The organism is Streptomyces ambofaciens ATCC 23877 (genome assembly GCF_001267885.1).
GTDB lineage: Bacteria > Actinomycetota > Actinomycetes > Streptomycetales > Streptomycetaceae > Streptomyces > Streptomyces ambofaciens.
The window spans coordinates 6949528-6963649 of sequence record NZ_CP012382.1 but is presented as its reverse complement, the minus strand read 5'-3'; the positions used below and the strand labels follow the sequence as shown (position 1 = coordinate 6963649).

11 protein-coding genes are annotated in these 14122 nt (G+C 73.8%); 7 read left to right on the top strand and 4 right to left on the bottom strand.

The features are described from left to right. Positions 1-52: 52 nt before the first annotated feature. Positions 53-2131: an MDR family MFS transporter gene (locus SAM23877_RS30660; protein ID WP_053140063.1), complete on the top strand. Its 2079-nt coding sequence runs from the start codon at positions 53-55 to the stop codon at positions 2129-2131. Positions 2132-2385: 254 nt separating this feature from the next. Here SAM23877_RS30660 and SAM23877_RS30655 read toward each other — a convergent pair whose 3' ends face one another. Further along, entirely contained in the window at positions 2386-3132 is a 747-nt protein-coding gene (locus tag SAM23877_RS30655) for a cobalt-precorrin-6A reductase (protein WP_053140061.1), read from the bottom strand. A 16-nt stretch (positions 3133-3148) separates the two neighbouring features. After that, complete coding sequence (locus SAM23877_RS30650; RefSeq protein WP_053140060.1) at positions 3149-3922, bottom strand: sulfite exporter TauE/SafE family protein; 774 nt, start codon at positions 3920-3922, stop codon at positions 3149-3151. 247 nt (positions 3923-4169) lie between these two features. Between SAM23877_RS30650 and SAM23877_RS30645 the strand changes: the two genes are divergently transcribed. Continuing rightward, entirely contained in the window at positions 4170-6488 is a 2319-nt protein-coding gene (locus SAM23877_RS30645) for an FhaA domain-containing protein (protein WP_053140058.1), read from the top strand. Between the two features lie 67 nt (positions 6489-6555). Here the strand turns inward: SAM23877_RS30645 and SAM23877_RS30640 are convergent, their stop codons facing one another. Together SAM23877_RS30640 and SAM23877_RS30635 are read right to left on the bottom strand one after the other, a co-directional pair. Continuing rightward, positions 6556-8067: a long-chain-fatty-acid--CoA ligase gene (locus SAM23877_RS30640; RefSeq protein WP_053140056.1), complete on the bottom strand. Its 1512-nt coding sequence runs from the start codon at positions 8065-8067 to the stop codon at positions 6556-6558. A 57-nt stretch (positions 8068-8124) separates the two neighbouring features. Continuing rightward, positions 8125-9312 (bottom strand): thiolase family protein, encoded by a 1188-nt coding sequence (locus SAM23877_RS30635; protein ID WP_053140054.1) that lies wholly within the window; start codon positions 9310-9312, stop codon positions 8125-8127. Between the two features lie 196 nt (positions 9313-9508). Here SAM23877_RS30635 and SAM23877_RS30630 point away from each other — a divergent pair, with 196 nt between their 5' ends. From SAM23877_RS30630 to SAM23877_RS30610, 5 genes are all read left to right on the top strand, one after another. Then, positions 9509-10318 carry an alpha/beta hydrolase gene (locus tag SAM23877_RS30630; protein ID WP_053140052.1) on the top strand — a complete coding sequence of 270 codons (810 nt, stop codon included), beginning with the start codon at positions 9509-9511 and terminating at the stop codon, positions 10316-10318. A gap of 152 nt (positions 10319-10470) precedes the next feature. Further along, positions 10471-10803: a DUF3140 domain-containing protein gene (locus SAM23877_RS30625; RefSeq protein ID WP_053140050.1), complete on the top strand. Its 333-nt coding sequence runs from the start codon at positions 10471-10473 to the stop codon at positions 10801-10803. Between the two features lie 2 nt (positions 10804-10805). Next, the gene (locus tag SAM23877_RS30620) at positions 10806-11456 is read left to right on the top strand and encodes an HhH-GDP family DNA glycosylase (RefSeq protein ID WP_053140047.1); all 651 of its coding nucleotides are present in this window, start codon (positions 10806-10808) and stop codon (positions 11454-11456) included. Positions 11457-11685: 229 nt separating this feature from the next. Then, the gene (locus tag SAM23877_RS30615; protein ID WP_053140046.1) at positions 11686-12570 is read left to right on the top strand and encodes a hypothetical protein; all 885 of its coding nucleotides are present in this window, start codon (positions 11686-11688) and stop codon (positions 12568-12570) included. Positions 12571-12720: 150 nt separating this feature from the next. Then, complete coding sequence (locus tag SAM23877_RS30610; RefSeq protein ID WP_053140044.1) at positions 12721-14121, top strand: type I glutamate--ammonia ligase; 1401 nt, start codon at positions 12721-12723, stop codon at positions 14119-14121. The last annotated feature ends 1 nt before the right edge of the window (position 14122 follow it).

Genomic DNA, 14122 nt, shown 5'->3' with positions numbered 1-14122 from the left:
GGGCGGACCGCCCCCGCATGCGTGGCCGCTGCACCGGTGTGATCGTGACCGTGTGACAGTCGCCGAGGGAACGCCACGGACCGCCACCGCCCAGCCGCCCGTACTGGACAAGCGCCGCCGCAACGTCGTCTTCGTCACGATCATGCTGGGCATGCTGCTCGCGGCCCTGGACCAGACGATCGTCGGCACCGCGCTGCCGACGATCGTGTCGGATCTGGGCGGCGGCGAGCACATGTCGTGGGTGGTGACCTCGTACCTGCTCGCGGAGACCGTGGCGACGGTGCTGGTCGGCAAGTTCGGTGACATGTTCGGCCGCAAGGTCGTCTTCCAGGTCTCCGCGATCGTCTTCATCACGGGCTCGTTCCTGTGCGGGCTGGCCACGAGCATGCCGCTGCTGATCATCTGGCGGGCGATGCAGGGGGTCGGCGCGGGCGGTCTCATGGTCACGTCGATGGCGCTGATCGCGGACGTCATCCCGCTGCGGGAGCGCGGCAAGTACCAGGGCGCCATCGGCGCGGTGTTCGGGGTGGCCACGGTCATCGGCCCGCTGCTGGGCGGGCTGTTCACCGACCACCTCTCCTGGCGCTGGGCCTTCTACGTCAACGTGCCCATCGCGGTCGTCGTCGTCATCGCCGCCGCCCGCACCATCCCGGTGGTGAAGTCGGCCGCCCGGCCCGTCGTCGACTACCTGGGCATCACGCTGGTCGCGGTCGGTGCGAGCGCGCTGATCCTGGCGACCAGCTGGGGCGGCAACGAGTACGCGTGGGGCTCGGTCGTGATCATCGGCCTGTTCGCGGGCGGACTGGTCGCGCTCGGTCTGTTCTGCTGGGCGGAGACCCGGGCGGCCGAGCCGATGCTGCCGATGCGGCTCTTCGACAACCCGGTGTTCACGGTCTGCTCGGTCCTCAGTTTCATCGTGGGGTTCGCGATGCTGGGGGCGCTGACGTATCTGCCGACCTATCTGCAGTACGTCGACGGAGACTCGGCCACCGTCTCGGGCGTGCGGACGCTGCCGATGGTCGCCGGACTGCTGATCGCGTCGGTCTTCAGCGGGAGCGTGGTGAGCCGTACCGGACGGTACCGGCTGTTCCCCCTCGTGGGCACCCTGGTGATGGGTGTCGGCCTGTACCTGATGTCGCTGATGGGGCCGTCCACGGGTGCCGGGCTGGAGTCGCTGTTCATGTTCGTGCTGGGCACGGGCATCGGCCTGTCCATGCAGGTGCTGACCATCGCCGTGCAGAACACCGTCGACTACTCCGACCTCGGCACCGCGACCTCCGGCGTCACCTTCTTCCGCACGCTGGGCAGTTCCTTCGGCACCGCGGTCTTCGGCACGATCTACGCCAACGCGCTCGGCCCCAACCTGCGGGACGGCGTGTCCGACGCCACGCGGACCGGCGCCGCCGATCCGGCCGTGATCAGCGGGGCGGCGACCAGTCCGGAGGGCGTGCACCGGCTGCCCGCGGAAGCGTCGGCGCCGATCGTCGGCGCGTACGCGGACACCATCCAGACCGTGTTCCTGTGGACGGTGCCGGTCGCCGCCCTCGGTTTCCTCGTCGCCCTGTTCCTCAAGCAGGTCCCGTTGCGCGACAGCGCCCGCGCGGGCTCCACCGACATGGGCGAGGGCTTCGCCTCACCGCACGACGCCAGCAGCAGACGGGCGCTGGAGGCCGCCGTCGGGAAGATCATCGGCCGTACGGAGCTGGACACCGCCCGCCGGATCATCGCCGGCAGCGACACCCGGCTGGACGTCGCCGGTGCCTGGGCCGTCATGCAGGTCGAACTGTTCACGCGGCTGGTCGGACACGCCAGCCTCGGTCTGATCGCGGCCCGTCGCCGGATGCCGCCGGAGGTGCTGCTGCCGGTCTTCGACCGGATGGTCGAGGAGGGCTTCCTGACCCGCCACGGCTCGCTCCTCTCCCACACCGACGCGGGCGCCCGCGAGGCCCTGGTGATCGGCCGGGCCTGGGCGGCCTGGCTGGAGGACCGGGTGGAGCAGGACATCGGCCGCCCCTCGGACGCGGAGCTGCGCGCGGCGGTCGACGCCATCGCCAAACGCCTGCTGGTCGAGGACCTCGGCAACGGTTTCCCCGAGCGCGTGCGACAGGCGGCCACCAGCGGGTCCCCCTGACGCGGCGGCGCACCTACGGCCCCGCGCGCCGGGGTCGGGGTACGGACGCCCCCACGCACCGGGCCCGGGGCACGGACGCCCCCGCGCACCGGGCCCGGGGCACAGACGCCCCCCCACACGCCGGGCCCGGGGCACAGACGCCCCCACACGCCGGGCCCGGGGCACAGACGCCCCCACGCACCGGGCCCGGGGCACAGACGCCCCCACACGCCGGGCCAGGGTACGGACACCGCGGCGGCGCCCGCGCCCGCCGGTCACGTCCCGGCGAGGCCCAGCCGCTCCAGGACCGCCGGCACGTCGGGCACCGTCTGCGCGCCCTCCGGCAGCGGGGGCCTGCGGACGACCACCACCGGCAGGGCCAGCTCCCGGGCCGCCGTGAGCTTGGCCGCGGTGGCCGCTCCCCCGCTGTCCTTGGTGACCAGTACGTCGATGCGGTGCTCGCGGAGCAGGGCCCTCTCCCCCGCCGTCGTGAACGGGCCGCGGGCCAGGACGACGTGGGTGTCCGGCGGCAGCGGCGGCTCGGGCCGCTCCACCGAACGGGCGACGAAGTGCAGGTCGCGCAGGTGCGCGAAGGCCGCCAGCCCGAGGCGGCCGGTGGTGAGGAGGACGCGGTGGCCGAGGTCCGGCAGCACGTCGGCCGCCTCGGCGAGGGAAGCGACCGGATGCCAGTGGTCGCCGGGGCCGGCCTGCCAGCCCGGGCGGCGCAGGATCACCGCGGGGGTGCCGGTGGCCGCCGCGGCCCGGGCCGCGTTCGCCGTGATCGTCGCGGCGAACGGATGGGTCGCGTCGACCAGGGCGTCCACGCGATGCCGGCGCAGCCACGCCGCCAGCCCCTCCGGTCCGCCGAAGCCGCCGGTGCGCACCTGCCCGGCCAGCGCCTCCGGCCGGGCCACCCGCCCCGCGAGCGAGGTGGTGACGCGGACGCCGGGGCGCGCCGTGAGAGCGGCGGCCAGGCGGCGGGCCTCGGTGGTGCCGCCGAGGATCAGCACGTGCGGGGACATGGGTCGAGGCTACGGGTCAGCCCAGCAGCAGCTGGAGGCCGCCCAGCACGGTCGCCGCGATCACCAGGCGCTCGAACAGGAGCTGGTCGATCCTGCCCACGGCCCACGTGCCGAGGAGGGCACCGGGCACCACGAACACCAGGAGCGCGGCGTCGAGCAGCAGCGAACGGCCGTCGATCAGGCCCAGGCCGGCGCTGAAGGGCAGCTTGGCGACATTGACGATCAGGAAGAAGAAGGCCGACGTGCCCAGGAAGCCGAGCTTCCGGAAGCCGGCGGAGAGCAGGTACATCGACATCACCGGACCGCCCGCGTTGGCCACCATGGTGGTGAAGCCGCCCAGGACGCCGTAGGAGCGGGCCCTGGCCCGACCCGTGGTGGGTGTGGCCTCACCCGGTCGCCCGTCCGGGCCCGCCCGCCGTCGGCGCCGTACCGTCACCGCGGCCATCAGCAGCAGGATAGCGCCGATCGACGTCCGTACGATCGCGTCGTTCGCCCACACGAGGAAGACGGTGCCGACGACCACGCCGGCCGCGACCGCCGGGAACAGCCGCCACAGCGTGGGCCAGTGTGCGTGCCGCCGGTAGGTGAGGACCGCCAGCAGGTCACCGGCGATGAGGACCGGCAGCAGGATGCCGGTGGAGGCGCGCGCGGGCAGGACCATCGCGAAGATCGCGAGGCTGACCGTGTTGGCCCCGCTCACGGCGGTCTTGGAGAAGCCGACGAGCAGTGCCGCGAAGGCGAGTGCGGCGAACTCCCAGCCGGTGAGGTTCCACAGTGTCATCGTGTCCATGGCGAAGATCGATGCTATGCGCACCTGACGGAGGCTCGCTCCCGGCCCGGCCGGAGGGCCAGGTCGCGGCATCCGGGACCGGCCGCGCGCGGGGCGTCACGACCGACGCGACAAGGGACTTTGCGACCGATCCGGTGAATTGCGGCGACACACCGACGCCGGTCACCGAACGTGGCTATATACGTATTATCTGTCACCCTCGCCCCTTCTGACTGCATTGCGGCAGATCGGCATTTCGGAGGCCGCAGTGAGAACGCTCACCAAGATCGAACAGCGTTTCGAGTCTCTGATCAACGGCACTTTCGCCAAGGTCTTCAAGTCCGCGGTCCAGCCCATGGAGTTCATCGGAGCACTGCGGCGCGAATGCGACGTCAACGCCAGAATCTGGAACCGGGACACCACCATCGCACCCAACGGCTTCATCGTGGAGCTCAGTCCGGGCGACCACGAGCTGTACAGCGCGTGCCTCGTCATGATCGGTGAGGATCTGGTCCAGAAGCTGCGCGACTACGCCGACCAGCAACAATATGCCTTTGTCGGTCCGTTGAAGGTGCAGCTCCAGCGGACGGAGAGCCTCAAGGCGGGCCAGTTCCGCGTGCGCAGCCGGCTCGAGGTCCCGCCGGACGTCCAGCGGACCGTGCAGGCCGGACGGCTCCGCCCGGCGGCGCACGCGATGTCGGCCGGGCCCCACGACGGCGACGCCCGGGCCGTTCCTCTCGCGGCGCTCGTCCGGCGCGGGGACAAGCAGGTCCTGACGGCGGCCCAGTTCATATCCATGGGCCTGACGTTCGCCGAGGACGGCACCCTCGTCCGCGCGGACCCGCCGATCCCCCTGATCACGCCGCCGAAACCGATGCGGGCCGTCGGCCCCGCAGCGGACGGCACGGCCCCGGCCGTCCTGCGCCGGAGGGAGCACGTACCGCTCGCCCTCCCCGCGGGGCCCGGCGGGCCTCCCGCGCTCGCCCCCGCGGGGCCCCGGGCACACCGCTTCGCGCGTGGTCTCGGCCGTCCCACGATCGTCGGCTCGCCCGAACCGCCGCTCAGGGGCCTGACCTCCGGCCGGCCGGCACTCACCCCCGTTCCGGCCGGCGGTCTCCGCGGCGCCGAGGACCCAGGTCATCGGGCCGGCAGCAGGACCGTGCTGCCGGCCAAGGAGCACGACCGTCGACGCGTCACCGTCCCGGTGCCCGACGGATTCACCGTCTTCTCGAAAGGACTCATCGTGACCACCGATCGCGACACCTCTGCCGACAGCTCGCCGCCGCCAGGGGTGGAGACGGCGCCGACGGGTCCGGCCACGTCCCCGCCGGCCCCCGGCGCGTACGCCGCCGACGGGTCCCGGAGCGCCGCGCCGACCGAGCCCGGCCCCGCCGTCCCGGCCGCCCACCAGGCCGTGCCGCACCCCGGCGCGGCGGAACACCACCCCGCGGTACCCGTCATGCACGGCGTCGGCGCGCAGCCCCTGTCCACTCCCTACGCGGGACGGGTGCACCTGCCGCAGGGCGCCTCCGCGGCGCCGCCGCACCTGCGTCCGCCGGCGCCCCACAACCCCGCGCTGTGGCCGCCCGCGGACTCCGGCCGCATCGGTCACAGCGCCGCGGTCGAGCTCTCCTCCGACCGCCTGCTGCGCGGCCGGTCGGGCGACCGTCGGGGCCTCAGCCGCCTGAAGATCATCGGCAGGTCCGCGGAGCGCGAGCGCGAGCAGAAGCTGGCCATCCTCCGCACGCCGGTGATGAAGTGCCACAAGATCGCTGTCATCAGCCTCAAGGGCGGTGTGGGCAAGACGACCACGACGACCGCCCTGGGTGCCATGCTCGCCACCGAGCGCCAGGACCGGGTCGTCGCCATCGACGCGAACCCCGACGCGGGCACGCTCAGCCGCCGGGTGCGCCGGGAGACCGGCGCCACGATCCGCGATCTGGTGGCCGAGATCCCGGCCCTCGACAACTACATGGCGGTACGGCGCTTCACCTCCCAGTCCCCGAGCGGGCTGGAGATCCTCGCCAACGAGGCCGATCCCACGCTGTCCACCGCGTTCAACGACGAGGACTACCGGCAGGTGGTCGGCTGCCTCGGGCAGCACTACCCGATCATCCTGACCGACTCGGGAACCGGCCTGCTGCACAGCGCGATGCGCGCCGTCCTGGACCACGCCGACCAGCTGATCGTGGTCGCCACGCCGAGCGTGGACGGCGCCACCAGCGCCAGCACCACCCTGGACTGGCTCAACGCCCACCACTACGAGGACCTCGTGCAGCGGAGCATCACGGTGATCTCCGAGGCCCGCAAGAAGAGCAAGATGGTCAAGGTGAACGACGTCCTGGACCACTTCCGGGCCCGCTGCCGGGGCGTGGTCATGATCCCGTTCGACGAGCACCTCGCCACGGGCGCGGAGGTCGACCTGGAGCGGATGAAGCCGCGGACCCGCGAGGCCTACTTCGACCTGGCGACGCTGGTCGCCGCGGACTTCCCCCGCAGCCAGCCCGAGGCCGTGAGCTGGGGCGCCACCTATCCCCACTCGGGATACAACGCGGCCAGCATGTTCGCCGCCCCCGCGTGGGGCTGACCCGGCCACACCACGGAGGACCCCGCCCCGCCCCGGCCCCCGACGGGTCCGGGGCGGGCCGCCACGTCTAGCCTCCCGCGTACCGCACGCGCAGCTCCCGCTTGAGCACCTTCATGCTGGGGCCGAGCGGCAACTCGTCCGCGAACTCCACACGGCGCGGGTACTTGTACTTGCCGAGGTACTGCTTGGACCACTCGGTGATCCCGACGGCGTCCCGCGGGGCGTCCGGCGCGGGGACGACCACGGCGCACACCTCCTCGCCGTGCAGCTCGTCCGGGAGCCCGATGACGGCGACCTGCGCGATGCCGGGGTGACGCGTCAGCACCTCCTCGACCTCCCGCGGATAGACGTTGTAACCGCCCCGGATGATGACGTCCTTCTTGCGGTCGACGATCCTCAGGAACCCCTCGTCGTCCTTGGTGCCGAGGTCCCCGGTGCGGAACCAGCCGTCGACGAGCGCCTCGGCGGTGGCCTCGGGACGGCCCAGGTAGCCGGAGAAGACGTTGTGGCCGCGGACGACGACCTCGCCCAGCTCCCCGGGCGGCAGCAGTTCGACCCGCCCCTCGACCTCGGCGCGGGCGATCTCCACGTCCACGCCCCACAGGGGGTGGCCGATGGTGCCGGGCCTGGCCCCGAACACGGGCTGGTTCACGGCCGCCGCCGGGGAGGTCTCGGACAGCCCGTACCCCTCGTAGATCTTCGCGCCGAACGCCTCCTCGAACCGCTCCAGCACGGCGACGGGCAGGGAGGCACCGCCGGAGACGCACACGCGCAGGCCGGGCAGGGCGTCGGCGCCACCCGCCGCGGCGGCGAGGGCGACGAACATGGTCGGCACGCCGTGGAAGGTGTTGACCTTCTCCTTCACCATCAGGTCGATCGCCCGCGCGGCGTCGAAGCGCGGCAGCAGGACGAGGGTGGCCCCGGCGCGCCAGGTGGAGTTCAGGGAGACCGTCTGGCCGAAGGCGTGGAAGAGCGGCAGGGCACCGAGCGCGATGTCGTCGGGCCGGATGTCGTTGGCGTCGAAGGCGTTGACGGTCGCGTTCATGACCAGGTTGAAGTGACTGAGCACCGCGCCCTTGGGGACGCCGGTGGTGCCGCTCGTGTAGAAGACGACGGCCGGGTCGTCGGCGTCGCGGGTGACGTACGAGTGCAGCGGTTCGGCGTCCGCCGCCAGCTTCTCGAACTCCTCACCGAGGGCGACCATCCGCACGCCCGCCTCCCGCGCGGCGGCCGCTCCGGTCTCCGCCTGGGCGGGGTGGCACAGCAGCAGGGTGGCGCCGCTGTCGCGCAGGACGTGCTCGACCTCGCCCGCCGACAGCAGCAGGTGGACCGGGACGACGACGCCGCCCATCGCGGCGATCGCGTAGTACGCCTGCGGGAACTCGGCGGTGTTGGGCGCCATCAGCGCGACCCGGTCCCCCGGCCGCACACCCAGGCCGGTGAGGGCGCCGGCCTGGGCCCGGGCCCGCCGCCACACCTCGGCGAAGGTCAGCCGCAGGTCGCCCTCGACCAGCGCCTCCTTGTCGGGACGGCGCCGGGCGTTCTCGGCGAGGACGGCGGCGACGGAGAGGGTTGCCATGGAGTGTTGCTCCGTTCCTTGCTGCGGCTCTGCGGGTGGGGTGGCGTACGCGGCCGGCTAGTGCCGTTCGACGAGCACCGCGCTGCCCTGCCCCACGCCGACGCACATCGTGGCGAGCCCGCGGGCCGCTCCCGTACGGCGCATGCGGTGGAGCAGGGTGGTCAGGATGCGGGCGCCCGAGCAGCCGAGCGGGTGGCCCAGCGCGATGGCGCCCCCGCTGGGGTTGACCAGGCCGGGATCGATGCCCAGCTGGTCCACGCAGGCGAGGGCCTGGGCGGCGAACGCCTCGTTGAACTCGGCCTCCGCGAGGTCGTCGACGCTCCAGCCGGCGCGAGCGAGGACCTTGCGGGTGGCGGGGACGGGGCCGATACCCATGACGTCCGGGTGCACGCCGGCCGAGCCGCCCGCGACATAGCGTCCGAGGGATTCGAGACCCAGCTCGTTCAGTGCCTCCTCGCTGACCAGGAGGAGGCCGGCTGCGCCGTCGTTCATCGGGGAGGCGTTGCCCGCGGTGACGGTGCCGCCGGGGCGGAAGACCGGCCCCAGACGGGCCAGCTTCTCGACGGAGGTGTCCTCGCGGACACACTCGTCGGCGTCGACGATCACGCCGTCGGGGCGCTCCACCGGGAGCAGCTCGTCGTCGAAGTGGCCGTTCTTCCGGGCCTCGGCGGCCAGGCGGTGGCTGCGCAGCGCGAACTCGTCCTGGCGTTCGCGCGAGACGCCGTACCGCTCGGCCACCTCCTCGGCGGTCTCGCCCATGGCCAGCAGGCCGTGCAGCTCCTTCATCGCGGGGTTGACCAGGCGCCAGCCCAGCCGGGTGTCGACGGTCTCGATCCGGTGCGGCAGCGCCTCGTCGGGGCGGGGCAGCACGAAGGGGGCACGGCTCATCGACTCCGAGCCGCCCGCGAGCACGATGTCGGCCTCGCCCGCGGCGATGGTGCGGGCGGCGGTGGTGACGGCCTCCAGGCCGGAGGCGCACAGCCGGTTCACCGTGGCGCCGGGCACGCTCTCGGGCAGGCCGGCCAGGAGGGCGGCCATGCGGGCGACGTTGCGGTTGTCCTCGCCGGCCTGGTTGGCGGCGCCCCAGTACACGTCGTCGACCCGGGCGGGGTCGAGCGCGGGCACGTCGGCGATCAGGCCCCGGATCACGGTGGCCGCGAGATCGTCGGGCCGCACGCCGGACAGGGCACCGCGGAGCTTGCCGATCGGGGTGCGGCGGGCGGCCGCGAAGTGGACGGGACGCACAAGAGCTCCTGACCGTCGTCGCTCGGTCGCCGGGCGGCACACCACCGTCCGGCCGGCCTCCACGGCTCCGGACCCGTGATCCGGGCCCCATGGAGGACCACACATTAATTAGCACTGCTAGTTTTGGACTATAGACCGTCGGCGCCCTCCCTGGGAAGATCCTCGGACGACCTTCACCGACCCGGCCGGAGCAGCCATGACCGAGGCCCACGAGCACGTCCTGACCGGAACGCGGGGACGGCTCGCCGCACGCGAGTGGACCACCGGGCCGCCCCGGTACGTGGCGCTGCTGGTGCACGGCTACGGCGAGCACATCGGCCGCTACGACGAGGTGGCGGGCGTCCTGACGGACCACGGCGCGGCCGTGTACGGCGTCGACCACATCGGACACGGGCGGTCGGACGGCGAACGGGTGCTGATCGAGGACTTCGAGGACGTGGTCACCGACGTGCACACCCTGGCGGAGCGGGCCCGGACCGCCCATCCGGACCTGCCGCTGGTCGTGATCGGGCACTCCATGGGCGGTCTCATCGCCTCCCGCTACGCCCAGCGCCATCCCGGCGGGTCCGCCGCGCTCGTGCTGTCGGGGCCGGTCATCGGTGACTGGGAACTGCCGCGCCGGCTGCTCGCGCACGACGAGATCCCCGACGTCCCGATCAGCCCGGCCGCGCTCTCGCGCGACCCCGCGGTCGGTGCGGCGTACGCGGCGGACCCGCTGGTGTGGCACGGCCCGATGAAGCGGCCGACGCTGGAGGCGTTCGTACGGACCCTGGGCGCCGTGGCCGAGGGCGGTGACGTCGGAGGGCTGCCGCTGCTGTGGGTGCACGGGGACGACGACCGGCTGGTGCCGCTGCCCGGCAGCCGCGTCGGCGTCGAGCGGCTCGCCGGCGGCGGCCTGACCGAGCGGATCTGTCCGGGCGCCCGGCACGAGGTCTTCCACGAGACGAACCGGGCCGAGGTCTTCAGGGACGTCACGGACTTCCTGGACGGCGTGCTCGCCCGCTGAGTACGCACCGGCGTTTGCACCTGCTGCCCCACGGGCACCCGCGCCCCCGTGGAGCGGCCGGGCCGTGCCTTCCCCCGGGTCGGACGCCTCGCTCCGCTCCCACGGAACGACCACGGAGTACGCACGTACGCACGACGAAATGAGGGGCCCCGATGGCCGACGCCCTCGAACTCGACGCGCTGTGGGAGGACTTCCACCGCGTGGTGAACATGACCTCCGCGGAACTCGCGGACTGGCTGCGGGTACGCGACTCCGGCGAGCTGACCGAGCCGCTGCCGGACGACGCCGGCTCGCCGCTCGGCCGGCACGTCCTCGCGATCCTCCAGAAACGGCGCACCGACCTGACGGAGGACGACCTCCGTGCGATGCGCCAGGTCGTGGAGACCGTGACGTCGCAGGCCGACCTGGAGAACGAGCCCCGCGCCGAGGACGCCGGGCTCCGGCACCGGCTGATGACAGTCGGTCACGACCCGCTCAAGCCCTGACCGTGAGCCGCGACCCGGGGCGTGTCCTGCGTGAACTCCTCGACGCGCACGGGCGGACGTACGCCGAGGAGGCGGGCATCCGGCTGCGGGACACCCCGCAGCCGCTGTACCGGCTGCTGGTCCTCGCCCATCTGCTCAGTGCCCGCATCCGCGGCTCGATCGCCGTGGCGACCGCCCGGGCCCTGCACGAGGCGGGGCTGCGCGACCCGCGGCGCATGGCCGGCGCCGACTGGCAGGAGCGGGTGGACGCCCTCGGCCGGGGCGGCTACCGGCGCTACGACGAGCGGACCGCCACCCAGCTCGGCGACGCCGCCGAACTGCTGACCGAGCGGTGGGGCGGGGATCTTCGCCGGCTGCGCGAGCAGGCGGACGGCGAGGTCCCCGAGACGCGGCGGCTGCTCCAGGAGTTCCCCGGGATCGGCCCGACCGGCGCGGACATCTTCCTGCGTGAGGTCCAGCGGGTCTGGCCGGGGATCGCTCCCTACCTGGACCGCAAGGCCCTCCAGGGTGCGCAGCGGCTCGGCCTGCCCGACGACCCCGGCCGCCTGCTGGAGCTCGCCGGGTCGACCGATCCCGCCGTCCTCGCGGCGGCACTCGTCCGCGCCTCGGTGGACCGCGGAGTCGCGCGGGACGCCCTCGACCACGCCGACTGAACCGTGGGGGTGTGTGACGGCGCCGCCCGGTAGCCGTCGGCTGTCCCCCGCTCACCGCCACGGGACGCCGACCGCTCACCGCCGCGAGGAGCCCTCGGTCGGCGCACGGTCGGCGGCCCGGTGGGAAGCCGTTCCGGCACGGTCACCCGGACAGCCCCGTGCGCTGGTGCGTCCGCGGGCGCGGTGATGCGCTGAGGACACCGTTTCCCGTCCCAGGAGGCATCCCGCGATGAGCCGTCGTCCGTCCCACCCCGCCCGTCTGCTGGCCGCCGCCCTGGCCGCGGGCGCGCTGCTGACCTCGGCGGCCTGCTCGGACGGGGGCGGCGCCTCGGAGGCGACCTCGGACACCGCCGCCGCCCGGGCCCGGGCCGCCGAGCAGGACGCGGCGAAGAAGGCACCCACCTACTCGCCCACCGGCTCCCCCTCGGGCTCGGCCACCGGCTCCCCCAGCGCGTCGCCCTCCGCCCTCACCGAGTCCGGCGCGAAAGCCGCCCTGCTCACCGAGGCCGATCTGGAGGGCGGCTGGAACCAGGTGCAGGACGCGGACAAGTGGCGCGACCGGCTGCTCGTCGGCGAGGTCGACGTGTCCGACTTCCTCACCGCGAAGACCGACGCGACGGACTGCCAGGAACTGCTCGACGGGCTCTACCGCGACAACCTGCTGGGCGAGCCGTCGGGACCGTCGGCGCTCACCGGCTTCGAACAGGGCGACTCCCGCCTGCTGGAGCAGGTCGCCGGCTACGACCGCGCCGGCCTGGACGCCCGCCTGAAGTGGATGGGCACCCTGCCGGACACGTGCGACCGGTTCACCGCGACCGACTCCGCGGGCGGGAAGCGCACGGTCGAGGTGACCGAGGCGTCGGTGCCCGAGACCGGCGACGCCCGGCAGGGCCTGCACGTGACGGTGCGGGGAGACGCCGCCGACGCCCCGGCCACGCTCACCCTGGACATCGCCGCCGTACGCGTCGGCACCTCGGCCCTCACCGTCACCGGCGGTGGCCTGGACGGTGGTCAGGGTTCCGCCGTGGAGCAGGCGGTGCGCCAGGGCACCGAGCGGCTGAAGACCGTCCTGGACGGCGGAACCCCGTCGCCGCAGCCCACCACCATGGACTGACCGCTCCTCACCGCGGGCTCCGGCACCAGGCCCCGTGGCACGCCGCCCGGCGCACCGCCCTGTGCGCACCTCGGGCGAAACCCGGACAGCCTGATCACCGAACGGCACAATGGTGCGCGTCGGACGGCGCACGCGTGAAGGAGCCGAGACGTGAGCGAGAGCGACCCCGTCCCCGGCGGACGCCCGGGTGAGGTCGAGCGGGCCACCGCCCTCAGCGGTGAGCTGTCCGGGCAGGGCGTGCACGGCGTCGTGCTGGCCTACGTCGACACCGCGGGGATCGCCCGGGTGAAGACCGTCCCCACCGCGAAGCTCGCCGCGGCGGCGGCCTGGGGCGTCGGCATGTCACCGGTGTTCGACACCTTCCTGGCGCACGACGCGATCGTCGCCACCGACGTCCTCGGCTCCCCCGACGGTGATCTGCGCCTCTACCCGGACCTCGACCGGCTGACCGTCCTGGCGGCACAGCCCGGCTGGGCCTGGGCGCCCGTCGACCGGATCACGCAGGAGGGCGAGCCGCACCCGGCGTGCGGACGCACCGTGCTGCGCCGGACGGTGACGCGGGCCGCCGAGCGGCACGGCATCGCCTTCAGGGCCGCCGTCGAGATCGAGTGGGCCGCGGGCCGCGGAGACGCGGACGGCGACGCCTTCGTCCCGGCGGTGTCGGGCCCCGCGTACGGCGCCACCCGGCAGATCGAGCTGAGCGACTGCGCCGCCGACCTGCTGGCGGCCCTCGCGGCGCAGGGCGTGGAGGTGGACCAGCTGCACCCCGAGTACGCGGCGGGGCAGTTCGAGATCTCGGTGGGTGCGCTCGACCCGGTGGCGGCGGCCGACCGCAGCGTGCTGGTGCGGCAGACGATCCGGGCGGTGGCCCGGCGGCACGGGCTGCGGGTCTCCTTCGCCCCCGCGGTCCTCGGGCAGGGCGTCGGCAACGGCGGACACCTCCACATCTCCGCCTGGCGCGAGGGGCGGAACCTGCACGCCGGCGGGCCGGGCCGGTACGGCATGACGGCCGACGCCGAGTCCTTCGTGGCGGGCGTGCTGGACCACCTCCCGGCGCTCACGGCGTTGACCGCGCCGAGCCCGGCCAGCCGTCTGCGGCTGCGCCCCTCGCAATGGGCGGGGGTGTTCACCGCCTGGGGCCGGGAGACGCGTGAGGCCGCCCTGCGGGTCGTCACCGGCACGGCCGGGGAGCGCGAGCGGGCGTCGAACCTGGAGGTGAAGCCGGTCGATCTCGCCGCCAATCCCTATCTCGCCCTGACCTCGGTGATCGCCGCCGGTCTGGACGGGCTCGCGTCGTCGGCTTCGCTGCCCGAGGAGATCACCGGCGACCCGGTCCGGTACGACGCGGCCGAGGCCGCGGCGCGGGGTGTGCGCCGGCTGCCGGAGTCGCTCGCGGAGTCGGTCGAGGCGTTCGGCGCCGACGACGTGCTCCGGGCCGCGCTGGGGCCGGTCCTCGCCGACGCGGTGACCGCCGTCCGGCGGGGGGAGATCGACGCCGTCGACGGGCTCGACGACGACGGGGTGGCGGCGGCCTACCGCTGGACGTACTGAC